A 23,173-nucleotide genomic window follows, 5' to 3' on the forward strand; every position below is an offset into this window, starting at 1 on the left:
TTTTTCGCTTGGCTGTTATTTTGCAAACAGGCCGTTTAGCGATACTTCTTTCTCGAAACTTTCCTTCCACAATTTTTGTTGCAAATCGCGGATATTTTCGCCACCGTCATTCATCAACCAATTGACCAATGCTTTGGCCACATCGGGATAATGACGCGGGCTTACAGGTGGTTTTATTGGTAACCATTTGCTCAAGGTTTCCACATCAAACTTTTTAGCGACTTGGCCATAGCCTAATTTTTCCAGCGCCAGCGCATTGGATTTTTGTTCCATTTGTCCGGCAACCGGCTGCACTAATATTTTTTTGCCCAAGTGAATTGCTTCGCTTGGCAATTCAAAACCTGCACTACAAATAACGCCTTCACAGCGGTGTAAATCCACTTGAAACCCTTCGCGCGAAAACGGGCGCACATGAATATGGCCTTCGTCATAAGCAGCTGGAACGGGTTGATAAACGAAAAACTCATACTCAGGAAATTGGCGCAATTGCGGCACTATATCTTCCAAGCCTGCAAACGGTAGGTATACCAAATAGTGCTTGGGGATTGAGATGTTCGGGTAATTCGATGGCTCAACCAAGGGCGGTAAAATCGGCTGATTAAAGTGATGCCAATGCAAGCCAATTGCCTGTGTAACTGGTGCAAAATTATGCATAAACCAGTCGGTGACAAAATTGCTATCTGCTTTGGGAATGTCGTAAAAAAATGCATTCTGATGCGAGATGCCAATGACTTTTTTACCGGCGCGTTTTGCAGCCCAAGCCGATACTGGTTCAAAATCATTGATAATAAAATCGTAGCCTTCGACGTTTACTTTTTTAGTATCCTGATAAAGCTGGGCGATGTTGGAAGTGAGAGCGGTTTTTACGTACTGCACTCTGCCATTTTGCGTGGCAAAGGTGAGCCCTCGATAAGATTGAAAATCACCGAAGGCTTCCATATCAAAAAACTTTTCGCGTTCACGCCCGGAAAAAACCCAATCAACTTGTGCTCCTACACTGGCAAAAGCCTTGGCCATGATGCGCGCGCGCGTGGTGTGGCCATTACCTGTCCCTTGAACTCCGTACAATATTTTCATGCAGTCTCGCTTGATAATGGATTGAAAATTATTCAGTTGCTTGGGTTAATTAAAAGCGTATTTAGTGCAGCGCAAGAATTAACGAGTGCAAATAAATTCCCCAAAATGCGCAAGTACTACCAAGGATGGCGCCAGCGACTAAATCGGTGGGGTAGTGCACGCCGAGCAGCACACGGCTCATGCCGATTGCGCTGGCCCAGATAAAACAGGGAATAGCAAACAGTGGGTAAAAATTAAAAACCAAACAGGCAAATACAAAAGCCGCAGCGGTATGGCCGGATGGAAAACTGAATTGATCCGATGGCGTAATCCAGGCTTGATAAGTCGTAATTTTTACCGCGGGGCGATCGCGTTTGATGAGATTTTTTAGCAGCAGATAGAGGCTTACATCAAACACGTAAGCGATAATTCCGGCCCAGAAAAACTGAGTGCCGTAAGTCGGTTCAAGCGCTAGTAGAAACAGAGCGACAATAAGATAGAGTGGGCCATCACCCGTCTTGGAAACAAATCTGACGGAGCGGCGATATTGAAAGCCTTTGGTGACATGCACCCATAAAAAGGCGAGGGTATCCAAGTGGTGGACGCGCTGTAATAAAGTGTTCATGATTCACCGCCGTTTTAACCGGTTGCTGATGAAATCCTGCGGACAAGGCCACCAAGTCCGCGTCCATCTATTAGTAACATTGCTGTGTGACTATTGTGTGACGGCTTTAAATGGCTGCCATGAAATCAATGTGTAGTGATCATTCCTGCGGAGGTAATGAATGAGTAAACCTGGCAAAACCGGTATCGCACGTATCATCGATGCATTTGGCTATTCGATGAAAGGCTTTGCAGCGGTTTGGAAATATGAGGCTGCATTTCGGCAGGAGGTGGTGCTGGCAATTATTTTGATACCTACGGCCTTCTGGTTGGCGCAGACCCATATTGAGCTTATTTTGCTTATCAGTAGTGTGTTTTGGGTGCTAATGGCTGAGCTTGCTAACTCGTCAGTGGAGGCAGTAGTGGATCGCACCGGCTCCGAGCGCCACGAGTTGTCTGGGCGCGCTAAAGACATAGGTTCGGCCTTGGTATTTATAAGCCTGTTATTGCTGGCAATAGTCTGGGGAATAGTGGCATTTAATCGATTTGGTTAATTGCTGTGCGCTTCAGCCACTATTGAGATAAACCCCAAGCCCCGGCCTGAGTGCCGGGGCTTTTGTTTTGCGGACTTTCTTTTATTGAATTGGCTCGGCTTGATTGCAGTGGTGATGGCTTTAGGGTAAATTACACAAATCGGTTAATTATCATATTTATATGCACTATTGCGACTTTCTATAAGAATCCATATGACTGAAGAATTTTCTGTAAACGAACATCCTCATCGCCGCTATAACCCGCTTACGGGAGAATGGCTGCTGATTTCCCCGCATCGCACCAAACGCCCTTGGCAGGGGCAGCAAGAAGAGAATCAATGGCCGGACAGTCCGGCGCATGATCCGGCTTGTTATCTCTGCGCGGGCAATAAGCGTATGGGCGGCGAGTTTAATCCGAATTACAAAAACACCTTTGTATTCACCAATGACTTTGCGGCGCTGATGCCATCGGTCCCAGATGCTCCAGCTAGCAGTGATGCGCTGTTTCAAATTCAATCTGAACATGGCACCAGCCGCGTTATTTGTTTTTCCGCGGATCACAGTAAAACCCTGCCGCTGTTAAATGATGAAGAAATGGCGGCGGTTATCAGCACCTGGATGACCGAAGCGGCTGACCTCGGCAAGCAGTACGCCAGCGTGCAGATTTTTGAGAACAAAGGCGCGGTCATGGGCTGCTCCAATCCTCATCCGCATGGCCAGATTTGGGCGCAATCGCAGCTGCCGACGCTAGTAAATAAAGAGGATGAATTACAGCGCGATTATCACGATAAACACGCTGTTCCGCTGTTGCTCGATTACGCGCAAAAAGAATCTGCCAATGGCGAGCGCGTAGTAGTTGAAAACGATGACTGGTTGGTGGTGGTTCCATTTTGGGCTGCTTGGCCGTACGAGACATTGCTGCTGCCGAAGCACAAGCTGGCGCGCATCACCGATTTAACCGAAGCTCAGCAATTAAGCCTTGGCGCCATATTGCGTGACATCACCGCCCGCTATGACAACCTGTTCGAATGCTCCTTCCCCTATTCAATGGGATGGCATGGCGCACCTTTCCTGTCGGATGACACTGCTCACTGGCAGTTGCATGCGCATTTTTATCCGCCGCTATTGCGCAGCGCGAGCGTGCGTAAGTTTATGGTGGGTTACGAAATGTTGGCTGAACCGCAGCGCGATTTATCGCCTGAACAAGCGGCTGAACGTTTGCGTCAACAAACTCCTGTTCATTTTCGATTGAGGTAAGACGAGCGTGAAGACTCTCTCTAACGCTCGTATGAGCGAATTATTTACAAATTATTTTGGTGTTCCACCTGTTGCGGTGGTTAAAGCGCCTGGTCGCGTCAATCTGATTGGCGAGCACACGGACTACAACGGCGGTTTTGTGCTGCCAGCAGCAATCAACTATCACACCTATATCGCTTTTGCCCCGCGCGATGACCGCAAACTGCGTTTGGTAGCCTACAACTTTGATAACGAATTAGTCGTTATCGATCTGGATGCGACCCAAGTACATGATGCCGATGCCTCATGGAGCAACTATGTGCGCGGTGTTGTGCAAGAGATGCGCAAGCAAGGCTTTGCTCTCGCAGGTGGCGACTTATATATCGCGGGTGATCTGCATTCCGGTGCTGGATTGAGCAGTTCGGCATCACTTGAGATGGCACTGATTCGCGCCTTCACCTCGCTCAGCGGTGAAACCGTTGATCCAACCCAGGCGGCGTTGATGGGGCAGGCGGCAGAGAACAATTTTGTCGGCTGTAACTGCGGCATTATGGATCAGCTGATTTCAGCGCGCGGTCAGGAAAACTCGGCATTGCTAATCGACTGTCAGGATTTATCTACTCGTGCCGTATCCGTGCCAGCCGATTGGGAAATTCTGATCGTGCACAGCGGTGTTAAGCGCGGTTTGGTGGATAGCGAATACAACCAGCGTCGCCAGCAATGTGAGCAGGCGGCGGCCTATTTTGGTCAGTCGTCCTTGCGCGCTGTTGAGTTGTCGCAACTGCTTGCGGCAGAAGGCAAGTTGGATGATTTAAGTTTCCGTCGTGCGCGCCACGTGTTGACTGAAAATCAGCGCACGCTGGATGCAGCAAAAGCCTTATCGGAAGCTAATCTGGCGGGTCTGGTTAAGGTGATGGCAGAGTCCCATGCGTCTATGCGCGATGATTTTAATATCACCGTGCCTGCCATAGATACCTTGGTAAACATTCTGGCGGTTGCCGGTGAAGGCAAAGCAGGTGCGCGCATGACTGGCGGCGGCTTTGGCGGCTGTGTGGTTGCCGTTGCACCGGCTGCGGTTATCCCGCAATTGGTGACGGCAGTTGAATTGCGCTATCAGGAGCAAACGGGCTGTGAGCCAACGATTATTCGCGCCAAGGCGAGTGCTGGGGCTTTTGCCTAAGTTTTTAAATCTCGATGTGATTTTTTGTCGTTTTACCCCGCTTCTGCGGGGTTTTTTATGGCTGGTGTTTAGGGAATTTGCAGGCTAGTGGCGGGTTTTGTTGCTGTTATCAGTACCTTTTGCAAAGGCTTGATAATCCTCGGCAATACTGCGGTCTTCGGTGCGGCGTTCAGTCGATTTACGGCGTTTGCGATGGTAGAGATCCAGCGGCATGTTTTTGCAGGGGTCGCTATCCAAGCGGCGATCATGTCCTTTGCGGCGGTCGAAAAAAATCTTGTGATCACTCATGGCGGATACTTCTTTAATCAGTCTGTTGATCGCTAATCGGGTAATTTAACTCGCTGCAAATTGTCTCAAATCAAACACAGTGTAGATCTTTGCCGTTAAAATGCGCCGAGTTTTTTTGCATAACCACAGGTGCAGATAGTTTTCCTTCAATCCTTGTGGATGCAGTCGCATTATTGAAAGCCGCATTACCTAAACGCTTTACCTAACAAGAGCAACGCTATGAATCCCGTAGAAGGCCGCATCCATACCAAACTGAGTGCCAGTTTTGAGCCAGTACATCTGGAAGTAATTAATGAGAGCTATATGCACTCAGTACCGCCCGGTTCGGAAACCCACTTTAAAGTGGTGTTGGCTTCTGCAGCGTTTGTTGACAAGCGCCAGGTGCAGCGCCATCAAGCTATCTATGCCTGTTTGGCCGAGGAGCTGCAATCTGGTGTTCACGCCTTGGCATTGCATACCTTTAGCCCAGAAGAGTGGCAGGCGAGTGCGCAGGTTCCTGCATCGCCCCAGTGCTTGGGTGGCAGCAAACACGACCAAAAATAAGTGCTGGTTGTGCAAAAAACAAACGCCTATAATGCGCGCCCTGTGTAATTCTGCTGTTGTTAAACCCCGGAATCTGATTACCGCTAACCCTCTAAGTGAAGTTTATGAGCCAAATTGTTGTTGCCGCCCTGTATAAATTCGTCAAATTGCCCGATTACGAAACGCTGGTCCCGCGCCTGAAAACCCTGTGCGATCAGTTGGGAATCAAGGGAACCTTGCTATTGGCGGAAGAGGGGATTAACGGGACTGTATCTGGTTCACGCGAAGGCATTGACGGCCTGACTGCATTTCTACGTGATGATGGGCGCTTTGATAATCTGAGCTACAAAGAGTCGTTTTACGACGAACAGCCGTTTTATCGTATGAAGGTGAAGCTGAAAAAAGAAATCGTCACTATGGGAGTCAATGGCATAGACCCGCAAAAAATTGTGGGCACCTACGTCAAACCACAAGATTGGAACGCACTCATCAGCGATCCTGATGTAGTAGTGGTTGATACCCGTAACTCCTACGAATACGAGATCGGCACCTTCGAGCGCGCGCTTGACCCTAAAACGGAAACCTTCCGTGAATTTCCGGCTTATGTGGCCGACAACCTTGACCCAGCCAAACACAAAAAAGTGGCTATGTTTTGCACTGGTGGTATTCGCTGTGAAAAATCTACCGCCTACTTAAAAGAGCAGGGCTTTGAAGAGGTTTATCACCTTGAAGGTGGCATTCTTAAATATCTGGAAGAAGTACCGGAAGAAGAAAGCTTGTGGCGCGGCGAATGTTTTGTGTTCGATAACCGCGTAGCGGTGAATCATAAATTGGAAAAAGGGATTTACGATCAATGTCACGGCTGTCGTTTCCCGATCACTGAAGAAGACAAAGCCTCCGAGCACTATATGCTGGGTGTTTGCTGTCCGCGCTGTTTCGATAAGCTGACACCAGAGCAAATGACTCGCTTTAGTGAGCGTCAAAAACAAATCGAGTTGGCCAAGCAGCGCAATCATGGTCACATTGGTGTGTTGCCACCTGAGCGCCAATTGCGCCGCGCGCAAAAGTTGGAACATCGCGAAGAGCAGCGTCGCTTGTCATTGGCGGCGGACAATGCAAAAACCAGTAAATAGTATTTAGCTATTTTGTCACATAAATGCTTTATGGTTTAATGCTGCTTTTGTTAACCAATATTTGTGATACCTATGAACTTTGATGACTGGACTGCCGATACGGCAGCGGGAACGGCAACTCACGCTAGTGGATTTACTATTCGCATCGAAGGTAATCCAAAAGATCCTTCTGAGGTGTATCCCGGCAAATTCCCCGAAGGAATGAGTTTTGTTGATCAGGCGCGTTTATTGCGTTCGGGTTTGGAGTTTTTAGCAAAATCAGGTGGTAGTGCGCCTAAGTCTTGGCAATCAAGCCCGGCGCAGGATGCAAAATCTGAAGCGATTAAAGCGCGTGAAGAATTGGCAAAACGTTTTGCCGAGCGCCCGGATAAACCACAACGTTCAGTGCTCTCGCTTAAAAAGAGTTCTTGATTCAACGAATTACTTTTTATCCCAGTTGCTCATTCATAAAAAAACCGGCGTTCAAAGCGCCGGTTTTTTTATGGGGTGGATTTGCAGTGACTGATGGGGTTACAACAGGCCGCGTCTTTGCAGTTCAAGATACTGTGCATCCACCAATTTAAAAAGGTCATCAAATTTGGATGCAGCAGGTGCTGTAACTAATTCCAAACTCTCAACTTCAGCCTTTGGGCGCTTCATGATTTTTTCGAGCGCATCGGCTGTTCCATTCATTGCGCCGATGATTTTATCGGTACTGTCTTTATCGCGGAAAATGCGGCCTTGGTCAGTCAATTGCAGATAGTTATCGCACTCTTGCAACCAGTCTTTGCGTTGCAAAATAAAGTTGCGAATATTTTTAGCGCCGCCGCGATGCGCAGTCGGCAATTGTTTTTCTTTGTAAGTTTGCAGACTTTTGCGACCTTGAATTAAAAAATCGACCCCAGTGGATTTGCAGTACTTGGCATTCAGGTAGCTGGCGAATTTCACGTTATTTGCGGATTCTGCTTTTGCGCGTTTACAGGCTTCGTCACAACTAAAACCGAATTGTGATAACGATAGAAGGGTAATAGCTAAAAGGATTTTTTTCATAGGTCTCACCGATTATTAAAGTTATATGAAAGCGGAACAACTGAGACGTGATATAAATCACTTTTAAAGATGCGTCAAGTATTGTAAATAAAATTAGGTCTTTATATAACTTTTAGTACTAGATGTGCCTTTTTCTATAAAGTTGCAATTTTATGCGACGTTAACCGAGAGTTTCTTTGAGTAATAAAAAAGGCAGCGTCAGGCTGCCTTTCAGGTGATGGAGTGATATCTGCCAACCGATATTTACTAACTAATCTCTATTAACCAAAGAATCCAGCCGGCGATTTGGTCACTGCCACGCTGACAATATAGGCAAAAACCACTAACGCAATCACCCAGCACAATTTACGTGTCGTAGGATTCGCTGCCTTAAATGCGGCTACACCTAAACCTATATAAACAATCAAACCAATAATTTTTGCCATCAGCCAGGGCTGGCTGCCGGGTGACATGCCTAAATGCACAGCAACCGCGATACCACTCACTAATAAAATGGTACTGATGATATGCGGCAGAATTTTTACCCATTTTTTAGTAAGCATGCTGGAACCCATAAAAAGCCAGATGCCGCGAATAACAAAAGCGAGCAGAGATAAAGCAACAAACGTTAAATGCAGATGTTTAAGGGCTAAGTACACGGTTATTTTCCTTTTAATAATTGTTAAATGGTTTTTTAAAAAATCAGGCTGCCAAGGCTTTGCCGACCAAGCCTAACATCGCCTCTGATAATGGCAGTTTTAAAGCTGCCGCATGGCCTTTTTCAGACATTTTATTCCAGGTTTTGCGAATAATATCGATGAGTTTTTCTTCATCGTGTTTGCTGGCAAAATCTTCCAAATAAAATTCGATAAAGACCAAACACACAACATCTTCCAGCGCTTGCACTTCATCATTACGCTTCAGGCTGCGTTTTAGCAGTAAATCTTTGACGCGCGCGATTATCGTTTCGTCGTAACCCTGTTCCGCCATAATTTCGCCTGCTATATCACCGTGCAACTGCGCCAAATCCAAACGCCATTTTTTGTAGCCGCTTCTATCCATTGGGTAATCGTTGCGCGGAATTTTCCAGCGGCAAATATGTTGGCTGCGCGCTGCCAGTTGCAGTGCTTCAGAAGGCGCTTCGCAAAACAATGCGAGTTGCGCGCTCATGCGCTGTGCATAAATCCATTCTTTGGCGACGGCTTTTCCATCGACCATTTCAGTATTCGGGTCATGTAAGTTGGCCGCATCAAATGCAGCGAGAGTTTTTTCCAAACGTGTTTGATCAGTCATAGCGGTTGCTCATTCATTGTTATAGGAAATCAGCAGTTGCTATTGCCATTGGCAATTGCACGCAGCTGTTCCATGTTAGTAATCAAAATTTCTTTTTTATCCACGGCAATCACTTCCTGCTTTTGCAGGCGAGTTAGCACGCGGCTAACAGTTTCTATCGTCAAACCTAAATAATTGCCAATGTCGGTGCGCGACATAGGTAAGCGGAATGCGTTTGCTGAAAGTTGGCGGCGACCGTTGCGGCTGGAGATGCTTAGGAGTAGGGCAGCAATGCGTTCATCGGCGCTGCTTTTGCTCAACAAGGTAATTACTTGCTGATCTTGCGTAATTTCGCGACTCATTAATTGGAAAAAATGACGTTGCAAATTAGGAATCTGCAAACTTAATTCTTCCATTCGTTCAAATGGAATTTCGCACACCGAAGCCGTTTCCAGAGCAATAACAGAGTTGGTATAGCGGTTGTCCGCAATGCCATCCATACCAACAACTTCTCCGGGCAAATAAAAGCCGGTGACTTGTTCTTCGCCATTATCGCTCAGGGTGATGGCTTTAACTGCACCGGAGCGAATGGCATACACAGAGGTAAAGGGATCCATAGCGCGATATAAATAATCGCCTTTTTGCAGCGGTTTTCCGCGTTGGATAATCTTGTCGAGGCGATCTATATCCTCAATATGTAGGCTGATAGGCAGGCAAATCGTATTTAACCGGCAATTGCCGCAATTAATGCGTTTATCGTGCGGACAGCTTGTCTCTACCTGTTTGGCGATAGGTTGTTTTGCAGTCATGGGTGTCTCTGAAGCGGATATCCCTGTAGTTTTTAGGGGAATAACTGAATAGTGCGATTGTTGCAGCTTTGGTGTAGGTGGTAAATAGCGCTTGGTGGCACAGGCCAATTGCTCGATGGTCATGCCTTATAACTAAAAACACCAACGGCTGCGAACAATAAAGCCTTTACACGAAACTGGGTGAATAATATATTTGGCTGGTTGGTTTGTTCGCAGCATTATTTATGGTAAGTCACCTCGTTGTTCTAGCAGTTATCTATTAGTACCGCGTTTTGTTCTTCATAAGTAACATCTGAATCGCCAGCACAGCTCCACTTGGGGTTTCATCTAATTATTTATAAGAGCAACGAGGTTTATATGGCTAGAAGTACAGGTACCGTTAAATGGTTCAACGAATCTAAAGGTTTTGGTTTCATCGCGAGCGAAGCTGGCCAAGACGTATTCGTTCACTACAGTGCAATCACTGGTTCAGGTTTCAAAACTCTGGCTGAAGGCCAAAAAGTAGAATTCGACGTTAAGCCAGGCCAAAAAGGCCCACAAGCTGAAAACGTAATTGGTCTGTAATTGGTTGCATAAACCAGTCTGATCGAAAACCGCCCAGGCAACTGCGGCGGTTTTTTATTGTCGGTAATATTCACCACGGTATGCTCTGGGCAAAAGGTAATGCCTTTGGCCATTGGTTGGGTTATATCTGCCCCAGCTGCGAACAAAAAATTCCCTGCTTATGGAATGTTTTTAGTCTTCTCTTGTTGGTCGAAAGCGGCTCTTCGCAAACTCATGAGGAATAGTTAAATGATCGATGAAGTAAGGTTATTGCTGGCCGTACTCTTGTTTTGTTTAGGGGTTTATCTTGTCTGGGATTTGTTTGTTGCTGGGTTTGACTTTATTGTCTTGTTATCGGTTCTCTTTTGCTTTATCGCGGCGCATTATATAAAACCAAAGTCTAGCGATAGGGATGAGTCATCTGTAGTCTGGGATATATTAGATTTTATTGTCGATATTCCCTTTAAAACAATTTCCATTTTTATTAGAACGCTAAGCAGGCCATTTAAAGGTGATGTTGATGGCTTGGATTTATAGAGCCAATAAACCTATTTAATTAAACGCTAATGTCCTGTTGGAATTGAATGCTGAATCCTAAAAAACTCCCGAGCTCGCTCGGGAGTTTTGTTTTATACAGTCTCAACCAATTTATTAATACTGACCAAATAAAGCGCCGTTTTTATGGGTAGCGTTTCTGTGCTTGCTATCAATTTTTTATAGCGAGTTAGTTGGGGTAGGTAGGTTTGTAGTTCTCTGGCGATAAAACTTTCTTCTGCTTCGCCAGCTTCAGGTTCGCTGCTTTTGTAGTCCACAATCCAACGAGTGCCATCGGCAATAAAGGTGCGGTCGATGATGTGTTCGCGGACGTCCTGTTTTTCTTTTTGCATGAGTGATAATTCACATGCGCTTTGTTCGTGCTCGCTATTGAGCAGCCAGTGGCCTTGTTCGCTGTTGAGTGTGTTGGTGATCGCTTTGGTGATTTTTTGTAAGGCGCGATTCAAGTTTTCGCCATTCCAGCCAAATTCTTGCAGTTGTATTATCCAGAATGGTTGTTGTTGGTTGATAAAATCATTTGCTGGAATGGATGCCGAATGAGTAATCAGTTTGTTTTCCACTATGGCTTGCAGCGCGCTATGAATCACTGTGCCTGTGTGGCGGGCGAGGCGGGCGTTGGTGGTTTCTACTTCGGGTAGATTGAGCGGGTTTTCGCTTGATTCATTTTCGGTTTCACTCATGCCAAATTCGTGGCCGCGATAGGCATTGAGCAGCGTTACATCGCTTAACTCCGGCATTTTCCAGTTTGCAGGCAAACGCAAAATATGTTGCAGGCCGGGTTTTGGCTTTTCGGCAAATAAATCATCGGTAATAGAAAGCTCGCGGCGCGCAATGGAGTTGTTGCTTTGCACTTGAATGGCATCGTCTTTTACAAACGGCCAAATGCTGTGTAGTAATGATGCTTTTGCGGGCGCGACTAATTCTTCGTCTTTGGTATTTATGCAGGCGATTAAATGCAGGCGTTTAATGGCGCGTGTGCAGCCAACATAGAGTAGCCGTGTTGATTCAAATGCTTGTTGTTTGTCGGCTTCGCGGCGCATAAAGGTATAGAGGCTGTCTTCCTCTTTGCCAGTGGCGGCGAGTGAGCCGAGCAGCAATTGCTTTTCGCCGTGATGATTAATTCGTTCTTGCCAGAGCAGTAATTGTTTGTCGTCTTTGCGTGCGCTGCGATCCAAACCGGGGATAATCACCGTATCAAATTCCAAGCCTTTGGATTTGTGAATCGTCATTACTTGCAATTTGGGATCAGCATCGGCGCGCGGTGCGGCGAATAATCGCTCGATAGCATTGTTAAATACTTGCCAATCCTGAATGCTGCCGCCTTGTTGATGTTTATCGAGCAAAGTAAAAAAGCTGTTGATGTTGTCGCGATCATTTTCGTCAAGCAGAATGGCTGGGCCGCCCAAGGAAAACCAAATACCTTCAATCCATTGGCGCAATGGTTTGCGATAGCGCGCTTGCAATGCTTGCGTGAGAATCGGCACCACGCGCGCGAGAATTGTTTTGCCTTGTGTGCTAATGCCAGAAATTAACTCATGCAACTCCAGTTGCGGCCAGATCACAGCAAATGCGGTTTCATTTGCACGCGGATTTTGCTCATCCAGCTTGGTGGTGGTGATGTAATGCAAATCGTGATTGTCCAGCCCACACCAAGGTGCACGTAATACAGACAACCATGCAATGCGGTCAGCAGGATTTAGCAGCGCACGCGTCAGCGAGAGCAAATCCATAATTGCCATACGGCTGGCGAGGCGATCAATTTCAGTTGCTTGGTAATGCAAGCCAGCTGCAGTGAGTGCAGGCAAAATGCGTGCGAGGTGGTTGCGCGTGCGCACCAAAATCGCAATGCTGCCGTTGGGATTGTCATAGCGTGCTTGCTGCACTAGCTCGACAACTTTTTCTGCCTCTTGTTGTTGAGCGCTGACGCGCGATGAGGTTTCGTTTTCATCGTCATCATTATCTCGTTCAGATGACTTGGTTTCAGTGGAATAGGTGCACGCATAAAAATTAACTGCATCGCCTTCGACTGCAGGTTTAAATGCAACCGATGGTGAATAGCTTACCGCGCCGCGACTGATGTCATCCTGCGCGGGAAATGCGTTTTGAAAAATAGTATTTACCCAGTGAACCACACCCGCTTGCGAGCGGAAATTTACGCGCAAATCCAGCGCGGTTAAATCTACTGAGCCAATACCTTGTTGGCGTGCATCCAAAAATAAACCTACGTTGGCGTTGCGGAATCCGTAACAGGATTGCATTCCATCGCCCACGATGAACAGTGTGCGACCATCGCCGGTTTGCCAGCCGCTGGTGAGTTTGCGCAAGAGTTCCAGTTGCGGGCTGGCGGTATCTTGAAATTCATCCACCAGAATATGACGAATACGATAATCCAATTGCAGTGCTAAATCGCTGGGAGAATCATCATCACCTAGAGCGAGTAACGCAGCTTGGCTGATCGCAGTGTAATCAGTTGCGCTTTGTTGTTTGAACACAATGGTGAGCTGTGCGGCCAGTATTGGAAGAATGCTGGTGAGACTGTCGAGTAATTGCCATTGATGTTCGGCATAAGTTGCCGATGGCAAACCGCGTAATTCTTGCAGTAATTGTTCGGCCTCAGGTGCTGTATCGGTAATCGCCGCAATTAATTCGCTAAAGCGATTTTTTAAATCTGCGTTCTCTTTTCCTGCAGGAAAGCCTTCGGCCTTGGTGAGACGGCTTCTAAATGTGTAGGGTTTACTGGTAATTATTAACAAATCTGCGATAGCTAACCACTGATCAATTGATTCTGGTTCTGTATCGGGCAGACCATTTATACCCAGTAATTCGTGGATGCGATTTTTTTTCTCGCCTTCTTCCTGCAAGTTACTGGCTGCGCAGTCGGCAATGCTGCAAAGCTCGCTACTGTGAATCAGCAGGGCATTTTCAACCAAATCCAAATGCTCGCAAATCACATCGCGCAATACTTGTTCCAAGTATGCGCGTGCATCTTCGTGGCGCGCTTGTAGTAATACACTGAGCCATTGCTCGCGTTTGGCGAGTAGGCCGATCAATAAATTTTCTACCGCTTGCAGATTGTTATCCAAATGACGCAGCAAACGAGTCAAATCATCGCGCAGTGGCGATTCTTGTTCCAATAAATTAAATAGTTCGCGCACCGCCAAGCGATAAGCCTGATCGGCATCTTCGAGTGTGTCTGGCTGTGCACCTATACCGCTGGCGAGCGGCAACTGTTTGGTGATGGAACGACACAGACTATCGATAGTTTGCACACGCAAACGCTGCGGGCTTTGCAATAGATTCCATTGCAATTCAGTGTCACGTTTTAATACGGCTTGTGCGAGCTTCCATGTGCGTTGTGGGTGAGGATCTTGCGGCTCGGGCTGATCGGCTGCTTGCCAGAGTGCATGCATAATCCGGTCTTGCATTTCGCCCGCCGCTTTACGCGTAAAGGTAATTGCCAAGACTTCTTCGGGTTCATCGCAATAGGCGAGCAGGGTTAATACGCGCTGCGTTAACAAACCGGTTTTACCTGAACCTGCGGGGGCGGAAACTGCAAAAGAAGTTTGCGGATCGAGCGCATCAAAACGAACTTGCTGATCAATAGGTTTATTGTCTATTTGTTTATTGTCTATAGGTTGATTGTCAATTGAATCGATAACGGACATTAGATTGCTCCTTGAGTGCGAGCAATAAATGCTGCCAGTGCGTCTTGTTCTTGCAGTCGATTTAATGGCAGAAGATCTTCTGCATATTGCGCTGCCGCAGGATTTTTCATATCGACACGCGCATCGCCTTGAATGAAATCAGTCGCTAATTGTTGTAAGTGCATTTGCCAGTCGTGCAGTTGTTGCTCCCAGGAAATTTTGCCGGGATAAATACCATCGTGATTCAAATTTAATTCACCAGTGCCAATCCACTTCATGGCTTTTGCATTGATTTGTGCAAAGGCAATGGCGGCAACGGGTTCAGCGGCGGTAACAGCATAGAGTGGCAGTTGCGGCTCATCCATGCGTTCACCTTGCCAGCTTTTGGCATTGGGTTGGCCGGTTTTGTAGTCAATCAAAATCAGTTCGCCGTTATGTAATTGATCGATACGGTCGATACGTAATCTCAGCGGTAATCCTGCAAACTCAAGCTGTACTTCTTCCTCGATTGCAATCACTGAAAATGCCGGGCGCAATTTTTCCTGCGCAAGCCACTCTTGAATTAATTGCGTTAAACGTTCCTGTTCCAATTGCGCGTAAAAAACACCGATGCTGGTGCCGCGTTTTTGTTTGAGCGAATCCACGGCAGTTTGTGATTTTTGATTGATCAGTTCTGCTAGCGCAGTTTCATCCAGAGCGAGTAGGGTTTGTTGATCTTTAAGCTCGCGCCAGATCATCGCTAATGCATCGTGCAATAAATTGCCGCGTTCAATGGCAGAGAAGCCTGCTACTGGATCATCGATACTGGTTGCGCCCAAGCGCAAACGTGCAAAGGCATTAAACGGGCAGGCGGCTTGTTCTTTAAATAATCCTGCTCCGCCGCGCACAGTTTCTTGTGTGATATCCAAGTTTGGCGCAGTTGCCGTCGATACCACTTCTAACTGCTGAGTTGCGGCAAGCACGCGGTAATTCTGTGCGCTAGGGCTTTCTGCATTTGCGATGAGTGTATCTATAGGTGTGAGTGATAAATGGCGAATTAAGGCGCTGGGGCTGAGTTCGCTGTCATCATCAGTATGTGCTGAGCTGAAAATGACTAGCGGTGCACACTGGCGATAGTGTTCCGTGAGTGCGCGCGCAAATTGCAATTCGCGCTCAGCACTGGCGTGTGGCATTTTTTGTGTGCGCTGCAAATTGCTGGGCAGTAATGGATTTGGTGCAGGAACTGGCGGCCATTGACGGTGATGTAAACCCATTACCCAGCAGTGGCTGAATTGCAAACCTGCGCCCTCAAGTGCGCCGAGAATTTGAATGGGTGAATTGGGGGTTTGTGCCTGAAACGGCGTTTTCCCCGCAATGGTACGCAGCTGTTGAATCGCGCCCGCGTAACTAAATTGAATGCCGGTGCCATCCAGTTGCAAAAAATTTTCCAGCACTTGGTTCCAAAGTGTGAGCTGCTGATACTCCTGACTGTCTAAGCGGCGCGTTCCTGGCCATCCCAACAATTGCAAATGCTGCTGAAAAAAATCACACCAATACTGTGCGCTTTGGTTACCAATGGTTTGGCGACGATAATTTTCCAGTTGTACTAATCGAGTTGCTAAATTGTTATCGCCTTCGGCGATGCCGAGTTTGGTCGATAACTTTTGGCAGTGGTAACGCAAATCGCTCAGGCTAATGCTGAACTTACCGAGTTTGCGCAGGGTTTGAATTAAATGTGTGCGCAGGACTAATTCTTTATTCGCATCGCCAAAAAAAGGTGAGAGTAACAAGTTGCAAATTGCTTCTAAATCCCACGAGGGTTTTTGCAGGGCTAATAAATCCAGTGTTGCGCTGATAATCGGCGTCGCGCCTAAAGGTGTACCGGCAGAAAAGTTAAAGGGCAGGGTGTAGCGCGGGCGATCAGGCAGGGCAGCGAGTGGTTCAAATATCTCGACAAAAATACGCTCAACCTGATCGCGGCACTGGCCAAGATTGGGCACGATAATACCGATCATCGCCGCAGGGTTTTGTTCCAACTGGAGTTTGCTCCAGAGTGCAGCGGAGCGGATCTCGGCTTCGCTATTGGAGGCTTCGGTGCGAATCAACTCAGAGTATTGTGCCTCTGGTTTGTTATTGCACAATTCATGGCAGGCGTTGTTAATTAAATCCTGATGCTGCGGTGGTATGTCATCAAACCCAATCAGATGGATAAGTGGTTCTTTGTCTATCTGCGATGCTTTAAAGGCACCAACCAAAATCTGGTTGGCCATTTCCTGAGTGATAAATCCCAGTTGTGCTAGGCGTGCACGGAATTCTCCCAGCCAAGTTAGCCAGCAGTAAGTATTGTTCTGATTGTTGAGCAGCGGCTCGGCAGCGCGTACCTGTTCTTCGCTAAGTTGCCAGAGTTCAAGGTTACGCAGTGCGCTGTCGGCCGCCTGCGCCAGAGGTTCTGGTTGCAAGAGTTTGGATGCAAGCGAGGACTCCGCAATAATTTTTTCCCACAATGTCTGGCGCTGCAGATTGTTGATAATTCGCTTCGCTGCGGGTGAATAACTGCGGCGCTGCAATAATGACCAATTCAGTTCGATCCATTGGCTTAATGAGTAGATGCGCGGACTGCCCCATACTTTTGCGGTATCAGTCTGCTGTTGACCATAAGCGCGCAGCATATGATTGCGCAGGCGATTGTTAGCGGTAATGATCAGCTGGCCACTATTAATCGCGGAAAGATAAGGCGTTATATCGAAATAGGTATCAACCATGATGCATTTTCTGCTTTATAAATGTAGAGCGATTATGGCAGTAGAGTCGGGGGCGCAACAGATTTTTGGTTATAACCAGTGCATAAACTTTGTGTATAAGTAGTTGTTGGATAAAGACTTTACATTTCTTGCGGGTTGTTTGCCCCTGTTAAACATGGTACTTTTTCGCCCCATAATAAGCGCAACTCGATTTGCGTCACTAATATATACCCTGCAACACCCAAGGGTACGGATAAGTTCCCGGCATCCAGGTCAATACAAACAGGTGAGAGTTTCATTTGTTTGCACTATTTTTTAGCGTTTTTACGCTGTGCATCCTATGATTCCCTTTGTATTCCATAACTATAAGCAAGTGACCTTATGAACCAGCAAGCTGCCCTCGGCCAACAATCGGTTGGCAATTACCGTTGGACTATTTGTGGTCTGTTATTTTTTGCCACTACCGTTAACTATCTCGACCGTCAGGTATTGAGCCTGTTATCTCCAGAGCTGATGCATTTGTACAGCTGGAATAACAACGACTACGGCAATATCACTGCACTGTTTACCTTCGTCTATGCGATCTCCATGATTTTTGCGGGTCGTTTCATCGATAAATTTGGTACCAAAAACGGCTACATCATCGCCATTGCTATTTGGTCGCTTGGTGCGGCTATTCACGCATTTGCTTACGATATGGGTGCTGCTTTTTACACTGTTTTAAGTTGGATTGGTTTGGCTGATATTGATCAGGCAAATGGTACTGTTAATGGAACGCTTGCGATAACCGCATATTCTGTTGCTGGTTTTATGATTGCTCGTGCGGTACTGGCGTTTGGTGAAGCGGGTAACTTCCCTGCGGCGATTAAAGCAACTGCTGAATACTTCCCTAAAAAAGAACGCTCGTTTGCAACCGGCATCTTTAACTCTGGTGCAAACGTAGGTGCAATCCTTGCTCCTCTAACTGTGCCAGTAATTGGCGTGATGTGGGGTTGGCAGTGGGCATTTATCATCGTGGGGATTATCGGTTTTGTGTGGATTGCTTTTTGGTGGGTGTGGTACGACAAACCGAGCGAGCAAAAGCGTTTGAGTGATTCTGAGCGCGCCTACATCAATTCCGACGTTGAAGCAGCTGAAGCTGTTGAAGAAGAAGTAAAAACTTCATGGTTCACCCTGTTGAGTTACAAGCAAACTTGGGCCTTTGCTTTCGGTAAGTTTATGACCGATGGTGTTTGGTGGTTCTTCCTGTTCTGGCTGCCGATTTACCTGAGCGCACAACACGGAATGGAAAAGACCGAAATCGCATTGCCAATTGCACTGATCTACACCCTGACTATGTTCGGTAGTATTGGTGGCGGTGCTTTCCCTGGCTACTTCATCAAAAAAGGTATGGATGCATTTAATGCGCGCCGTACCGCTATGTTTGTAATCGCTTTATTCCCTCTTGTTGTTTTACTGGCTCAGCCGTTAGGGCATATCTCTGTGTGGATTCCAATTCTGTTGATCGCTGTGGGTGCGTCTGCGCATCAGGCATGGTCGGCAAATATTTTCACAACTGTATCGGATATGTTCCCTAAAAAAGCGGTAGGTTCTGTAGTCGGCATTGGCGGTTTTGCGGGTGGTATGGGCGGTGTACTGCTCAATAAACTGGGTGGTGGCTTGTTCGATCACTTCGAAAAAGCAGGCAATATCGCAATGGGTTACACCATTATGTTTGCAATCTGCGCAACTGCATACCTGATCGCCTGGTTTGTAATGCGCTTGTTGGTGCCTAAATACAAACCAATCACTGATTTGTAAGTTTATAAATCCACCTGTTTGTGATTTTAAAACCGCCGCCAGATAACTGTCGGCGGTTTTTTATTACTTATTGTTTTTCTTCTGGGTTTTATACATATGGCTTTAAGGTCAAAAAAGTCTAAAAAATAATCAGGTTTAACGTGATTTTTGCTCACGGTGTGGGGTGCAGGGTTAATAATTAACAGGCATTAATGAATCGTCCATATGAGGATACTGATATGTCTGCAACCAATAATAATAGTGTTATCGCCAAGACCATTATGAGTAAAACGCTGCTGAGTGCTTATGAGGGCTGGACCATTCAGCGCCTTGCCGAGTTTTTTATCAAGCATTCGATTTCCGGTGCGCCGGTGATTGCGTCAGACCATGAGCTGGTTGGCGTGGTTACCGTTTCTGATATTTTTAAGTTCAGCAATATGGAGGAAAGTCGCCGCCGCGAAGCCTTGCGCAATTATTATCGTGAAAGCTGCGAGATAGATTTGGATGAAACCAGCTTGCGTGAGTGGAGCAGTCGCGCCGAACAGAACTGTACCGTCCATCAAATTATGCAAAAAGAAATTATCACCGTCCGGCAGGATGCTAGTGTTGCAGAGGTTGCAACGGTGATGGTGCAAAATGACATTCACCGCGTAGTCGTTACTGAGTACAAAATTGCGGTGGGAGTTATTACCAGTATGGATATCCTGCGGAATCTGCAATCCGATGGGCAGGGTTTACGTCTCGCGGGTTGATAAATTCCCGATTAAATATCCAGTTAAATACCTAGATAGACCTGCCGGTTAATGCCAAATCGAGTTAGAGCCTGAGCCAGTTGTTTGGCTTCACTGGTTTCTTTTGTAAATACTGCCAGATGTTCGGGCTGGTAACCGGCAGGCGCTTCGCCTTTATCTCCAAGTAAAAAAGCTACTCTCCGTGCGATGGCAGTGCCAGAATCTATCAGGCTGATGGGTTCTGGCAGTTGCTGCGCTAACTCATCTTTTAGCAGTGGAAAGTGCGTGCAGGCCAATACAAGCACATCCATTTGCTCTGCGTTATTAGCGCTCATTATTGATTGCGCAATTGCTTTTATCGCACTTGTATCGATTGGTTCTCCGCGCAATTTCTGTTCAGCGATTTGCACCAACTCACTTGAGCCCAATGAGATTACTTGGCAGTTGCTCGCGTATTCGCGGATCAGTTCGTGAGTGTAAGGGCGCGCTACAGTGGCTGGCGTGGCCAGTAAGCCGATAACGCCTGACTTGCTCATCAGCGCAGCGGGTTTGATTGCCGGTACTACGCCAACAATGGGTAAGTCCAGCTTGCTGCGCAAATGGGGAAGAGTGAGAGTGCTTGCAGTATTGCAGGCGACTACCAAAATATCGGCAGGGTAACGCAATAAAAGCTCATTAATTACCTTGTCCACACGCGCTATTAACTCGCTTTCACCTTTGGTTCCATAGGGGAAAAATGCGTTGTCCGAGGCGTAAATCAGCGGATTTTTGGGTAAAAGCTGTTGAATTTCATGAGCGACACTCAAACCACCCACGCCTGAGTCAAATACCAGAATGCGCGGAACTGATGATGCTTGAGTGGAATTCGTCATGGTGTGGGTCAAATCAATGGCCTGATTAGCGTGAGATGTTGCTAAAATGGCGCGATTTTAACGGTCACGGCGGATAAAGCCTAGCCGCGTTTTACATTCTGGAGTTTTCTTGTGAATCCATCGGTATTAACGCTTATCGCCGCCTTGGGCGGATTGGTTATTGGTGCCCTTATTGTGTATTGGATAGTTGGGCGTCGTCTTGATCAGGCTGTGCTCGCCAAAACCCACGAGCTGGAGTCCAATCATCAGCAACTTCAACACACTCATGCTCTGCAAGAAGCCGCTTTGCAGCAGGAAAATAATCAGTTCAAACATCAGCAGACGGAGCTAAAAAACCAGCTTCAAGCCGTGCAGCAACAATTGCAGGAGCTGCAACAGCATCTGGGAAAAACACAGCAAGAGGCAGCAGGACTACGTGAAAAAGCGCGCTATTTTGATGAGTTACAGCAGCAATCTCTACGTAAAGATGAGCAACTGACACTCTTTGCTAAAGAGACTACCGAGTTAAAAACGCGCTTGGAGCAAGAGCGTAAACACTTCGCTGAACAATTGAGCCTGCTGCAAAATGCCAAGGTGGAACTGGCGAAAGAATTTGAAAATGTTGCCAATAAAATTTTTGAAAACAAGCAGCAACAATTTAGCCTGAACAGTAAAACACTGCTCGATAACACTCTTGACCCGTTGAAGTTGCAGCTCTCTGAATTTCGCAAAAAAGTCGAAGATGTTTATGAAAAAGAAAACGCCGAGCGCAATCGTTTATCCGGTCAGGTTGTAGAGCTGCAAAAACAAGCGCAAAAAATTGGTGAAGATGCGGTAAATCTGGCGCAGGCGTTAAAAGGCAATACTAAAGCCCAAGGTAATTGGGGTGAGGTAGTGCTGGAGCGATTGCTGGAAGAGTCTGGCTTACAAAAAGGCCGCGAGTACGATACGCAGGTTAATTTCACTGGCACAGATGGTTCGCGTTTGATGCCGGATGTGATTATCCATTTGCCGGAAAATAAAGACATAGTCATCGATGCTAAGTGTTCATTAGTCGATTATGAACGTTTTTGCAGTGCGGAAGATGAGACTGAGCGAAAGCAATATCTCAATGCCCATGTCAATTCTCTGCGTAGCCATATTAAAGGCTTAAGCATCAAGGATTATGAAAAGCTTGATGGAATCAAAGCACTTGATTTTGTATTTATTTTTATCCCGATTGAAGCTGCGTTTATGTTTGCGTTGCAGCATGAGCCGGGTTTATATCGCGAGGCTTATGACCGGCATATAGTTTTGGTCAGCCCGACGACTCTATTGGCGACATTGCGTACAGTGGAAAATATATGGCGTTATGAAAAACAAAATAAAAATGCCGAGCGTATCGCCAAAGAAGCTGGCGCTTTACATGATCAGTTTGTGTTGCTATTGGATTCACTGGATGCCATAGGTAGCTCGCTTAATAAAACTCAAGAGGCTTATGCTAAAGCGCGTGATCGCTTGCAATTTGGGCGAGGAAATTTGGTAAAGAAGGTGGATGATATTCGCCGCCTTGGAGCTAAAACCAAAAAGTCTATCGCAAGACATTTACTGGAAGATGCCGGTGCGGATCTGGAGTCTGAAGAAATATTAGGCGTTGAACAACAAGATGATGTTAATCGACTGGATTGATTGAGTTGCCGCTATAGATCAATTGATTAAGAGAAAGGTTTGATGGATATGTTATCGATTTTAATGTTTATTGGTGCGGCGATTATTCTTGCGTTGGGGGTTATTGCTTTTCATTTGGTTTACAAGGTTTACCTTCAAAACAAAGCGAATGCCAAAAGACTAAAAGAGTTGGATGAGGCCAACGAAAAAGCACAGCGCGAGCAACGGGAATGGTTAAATAAAAGCATTCAAATTTTGGCTCACGCTGTTCATAACGATGAGTTAACGCTTACAGAAGCCAGTATTCGTATATCTGGTTTGTTGGATACATTGGATGTGCATGCAGATGTTAAAACTGAGTTCTCTGCGTTTTATCAGTTGCGTGATAAAACAAGCCATATCCCTTATTTGGAAGCTTGGCAACAGCTTTCCAGCGCAGAGCAAAATAAATTTGATCTGGAGCGTTTGCGCCATGAGGCAAGCTTTAATGATTTTGTTATGGATGCTGCCAAACGTATTCAAGGCCGAAATTTTTAAAGGTGGCAGTCATGACAAATGAATTTAATTGCCGTGCGATGCAAGAGCATGACTTGGTAGATGTTATCCGTATTCAAGCAGAAGCCTATATCGACGAAATTCTCGAAACAGATGAAGTAATTCATGCGCGTTTTGCACAAACACCGGATACATCATGGGTGGTTGAGCGTGCAAATAAAGTGTGCGGTTATTTAGTGGGATATCAATCGGTATTGGGTGAAGTTTCTCCGTGGGGGAGCGAATTTACGCATAAGCCGGATGCCAGCGCACTCTATCTTCATGATTTGGCGATCAGTAAATCGGCAGCGGGTTCAGGGTTGGGGCCTCTGTTGGTGAACCATGCATTGATGGTTGGGCAGCAGCGCAGATTGCGCGCTGCTGCGTTGGTATCGGTACAAAACTCAAAATCTTTTTGGGAAAAATTGGGTTTTATTGAGTCTGCGCAATTAGATGAAATTCAACGCAACAACCTTGCATCTTATGCGGGGCCTGCCATCTATATGGTGCGTGAGCTTGAGTGTTAGCG

The 23,173-nt window shown here is 46.6% G+C and carries 23 protein-coding genes; 13 read left to right on the forward strand and 10 right to left on the reverse strand.

Annotated elements, in window-relative coordinates:
- Positions 1-15: 15 nt before the first annotated feature.
- Positions 16-1,077, reverse strand: coding sequence for an MJ1255/VC2487 family glycosyltransferase (locus SPL68_RS07265; RefSeq protein WP_323814436.1), 1,062 nt, complete (start codon positions 1,075-1,077; stop codon positions 16-18).
- Positions 1,078-1,138: 61 nt separating this feature from the next.
- Complete coding sequence (locus SPL68_RS07270) at positions 1,139-1,681, reverse strand: phosphatase PAP2 family protein (protein ID WP_323814437.1); 543 nt, start codon at positions 1,679-1,681, stop codon at positions 1,139-1,141.
- Between the two features lie 160 nt (positions 1,682-1,841).
- Here SPL68_RS07270 and SPL68_RS07275 point away from each other — a divergent pair, with 160 nt between their 5' ends.
- From SPL68_RS07275 to galK, 3 genes are all read left to right on the forward strand, one after another.
- Positions 1,842-2,213 carry a diacylglycerol kinase gene (locus SPL68_RS07275; protein ID WP_323814438.1) on the forward strand — a complete coding sequence of 124 codons (372 nt, stop codon included), beginning with the start codon at positions 1,842-1,844 and terminating at the stop codon, positions 2,211-2,213.
- Positions 2,214-2,405: 192 nt separating this feature from the next.
- The gene (locus tag SPL68_RS07280; RefSeq protein ID WP_323814439.1) at positions 2,406-3,449 is read left to right on the forward strand and encodes a UDP-glucose--hexose-1-phosphate uridylyltransferase; all 1,044 of its coding nucleotides are present in this window, start codon (positions 2,406-2,408) and stop codon (positions 3,447-3,449) included.
- A gap of 7 nt (positions 3,450-3,456) precedes the next feature.
- Entirely contained in the window at positions 3,457-4,608 is a 1,152-nt protein-coding gene (gene galK / locus SPL68_RS07285) for a galactokinase (RefSeq protein ID WP_323814440.1), read from the forward strand.
- An 84-nt stretch (positions 4,609-4,692) separates the two neighbouring features.
- Here galK and SPL68_RS07290 read toward each other — a convergent pair whose 3' ends face one another.
- The gene (locus SPL68_RS07290) at positions 4,693-4,896 is read right to left on the reverse strand and encodes a hypothetical protein (protein ID WP_323814441.1); all 204 of its coding nucleotides are present in this window, start codon (positions 4,894-4,896) and stop codon (positions 4,693-4,695) included.
- Between the two features lie 219 nt (positions 4,897-5,115).
- Between SPL68_RS07290 and SPL68_RS07295 the strand changes: the two genes are divergently transcribed.
- From SPL68_RS07295 to SPL68_RS07305, 3 genes are all read left to right on the forward strand, one after another.
- Positions 5,116-5,439: a BolA family protein gene (locus SPL68_RS07295; RefSeq protein ID WP_323814442.1), complete on the forward strand. Its 324-nt coding sequence runs from the start codon at positions 5,116-5,118 to the stop codon at positions 5,437-5,439.
- Positions 5,440-5,543: 104 nt separating this feature from the next.
- Positions 5,544-6,551 (forward strand): oxygen-dependent tRNA uridine(34) hydroxylase TrhO, encoded by a 1,008-nt coding sequence (gene trhO / locus SPL68_RS07300; RefSeq protein WP_323814443.1) that lies wholly within the window; start codon positions 5,544-5,546, stop codon positions 6,549-6,551.
- A gap of 72 nt (positions 6,552-6,623) precedes the next feature.
- Positions 6,624-6,962 carry a hypothetical protein gene (locus SPL68_RS07305; protein ID WP_323814444.1) on the forward strand — a complete coding sequence of 113 codons (339 nt, stop codon included), beginning with the start codon at positions 6,624-6,626 and terminating at the stop codon, positions 6,960-6,962.
- 99 nt (positions 6,963-7,061) lie between these two features.
- Here the strand turns inward: SPL68_RS07305 and SPL68_RS07310 are convergent, their stop codons facing one another.
- The 4 genes from SPL68_RS07310 to fnr all read right to left on the reverse strand — a co-directional run bounded on the left by SPL68_RS07310 (position 7,062) and on the right by fnr (position 9,640).
- The gene (locus SPL68_RS07310) at positions 7,062-7,580 is read right to left on the reverse strand and encodes a hypothetical protein (RefSeq protein WP_323814445.1); all 519 of its coding nucleotides are present in this window, start codon (positions 7,578-7,580) and stop codon (positions 7,062-7,064) included.
- Between the two features lie 260 nt (positions 7,581-7,840).
- Positions 7,841-8,218, reverse strand: coding sequence for a SirB2 family protein (locus SPL68_RS07315; protein WP_323814446.1), 378 nt, complete (start codon positions 8,216-8,218; stop codon positions 7,841-7,843).
- Between the two features lie 43 nt (positions 8,219-8,261).
- Positions 8,262-8,852: a DUF4202 domain-containing protein gene (locus SPL68_RS07320; RefSeq protein ID WP_323814447.1), complete on the reverse strand. Its 591-nt coding sequence runs from the start codon at positions 8,850-8,852 to the stop codon at positions 8,262-8,264.
- Positions 8,853-8,881: 29 nt separating this feature from the next.
- Positions 8,882-9,640, reverse strand: coding sequence for a fumarate/nitrate reduction transcriptional regulator Fnr (gene fnr, locus SPL68_RS07325; RefSeq protein WP_323814448.1), 759 nt, complete (start codon positions 9,638-9,640; stop codon positions 8,882-8,884).
- Positions 9,641-9,997: 357 nt separating this feature from the next.
- On the opposite strand from fnr, the gene SPL68_RS07330 reads away from it, so the two are divergent.
- Positions 9,998-10,204: a cold-shock protein gene (locus SPL68_RS07330; protein ID WP_039913407.1), complete on the forward strand. Its 207-nt coding sequence runs from the start codon at positions 9,998-10,000 to the stop codon at positions 10,202-10,204.
- A 228-nt stretch (positions 10,205-10,432) separates the two neighbouring features.
- Positions 10,433-10,720, forward strand: coding sequence for a hypothetical protein (locus SPL68_RS07335; protein WP_323814449.1), 288 nt, complete (start codon positions 10,433-10,435; stop codon positions 10,718-10,720).
- Positions 10,721-10,812: 92 nt separating this feature from the next.
- Here SPL68_RS07335 and SPL68_RS07340 read toward each other — a convergent pair whose 3' ends face one another.
- Both SPL68_RS07340 and SPL68_RS07345 read right to left on the reverse strand, forming a co-directional pair.
- A complete protein-coding gene (locus tag SPL68_RS07340; RefSeq protein WP_323814450.1) occupies positions 10,813-14,403 on the reverse strand; it encodes a UvrD-helicase domain-containing protein in 3,591 nt (1,196 codons plus the stop codon).
- The gene (locus SPL68_RS07345) at positions 14,403-17,123 is read right to left on the reverse strand and encodes a PD-(D/E)XK nuclease family protein (RefSeq protein ID WP_323814451.1); all 2,721 of its coding nucleotides are present in this window, start codon (positions 17,121-17,123) and stop codon (positions 14,403-14,405) included. Before SPL68_RS07345 ends, SPL68_RS07340 begins: the two co-directional genes overlap by 1 nt.
- A 360-nt stretch (positions 17,124-17,483) precedes the next feature.
- On the opposite strand from SPL68_RS07345, the gene SPL68_RS07350 reads away from it, so the two are divergent.
- Positions 17,484-18,902 carry an MFS transporter gene (locus tag SPL68_RS07350; RefSeq protein WP_323814452.1) on the forward strand — a complete coding sequence of 473 codons (1,419 nt, stop codon included), beginning with the start codon at positions 17,484-17,486 and terminating at the stop codon, positions 18,900-18,902.
- A gap of 218 nt (positions 18,903-19,120) precedes the next feature.
- A complete protein-coding gene (locus SPL68_RS07355) occupies positions 19,121-19,633 on the forward strand; it encodes a CBS domain-containing protein (protein ID WP_323814453.1) in 513 nt (170 codons plus the stop codon).
- A gap of 23 nt (positions 19,634-19,656) precedes the next feature.
- Here SPL68_RS07355 and murI read toward each other — a convergent pair whose 3' ends face one another.
- A complete protein-coding gene (murI, locus tag SPL68_RS07360; protein ID WP_323814454.1) occupies positions 19,657-20,484 on the reverse strand; it encodes a glutamate racemase in 828 nt (275 codons plus the stop codon).
- Positions 20,485-20,595: 111 nt separating this feature from the next.
- On the opposite strand from murI, the gene SPL68_RS07365 reads away from it, so the two are divergent.
- The 3 genes from SPL68_RS07365 to SPL68_RS07375 are packed head-to-tail and all read left to right on the forward strand — an operon-like array spanning position 20,596 to position 23,171.
- Positions 20,596-22,131, forward strand: a complete 1,536-nt coding sequence (locus tag SPL68_RS07365) for a DNA recombination protein RmuC (RefSeq protein ID WP_323814455.1) — start codon at positions 20,596-20,598, stop codon at positions 22,129-22,131.
- A 48-nt stretch (positions 22,132-22,179) separates the two neighbouring features.
- Positions 22,180-22,647 carry a DUF2489 domain-containing protein gene (locus SPL68_RS07370; protein ID WP_323814456.1) on the forward strand — a complete coding sequence of 156 codons (468 nt, stop codon included), beginning with the start codon at positions 22,180-22,182 and terminating at the stop codon, positions 22,645-22,647.
- Positions 22,648-22,658: 11 nt separating this feature from the next.
- The gene (locus tag SPL68_RS07375; protein ID WP_323814457.1) at positions 22,659-23,171 is read left to right on the forward strand and encodes a GNAT family N-acetyltransferase; all 513 of its coding nucleotides are present in this window, start codon (positions 22,659-22,661) and stop codon (positions 23,169-23,171) included.
- Positions 23,172-23,173: the final 2 nt, after the last annotated feature.

The sequence above is a fragment of the Cellvibrio chitinivorans genome, from assembly GCF_035117775.1.
GTDB classification, from domain to species: Bacteria; Pseudomonadota; Gammaproteobacteria; order Pseudomonadales; family Cellvibrionaceae; genus Cellvibrio; species Cellvibrio chitinivorans.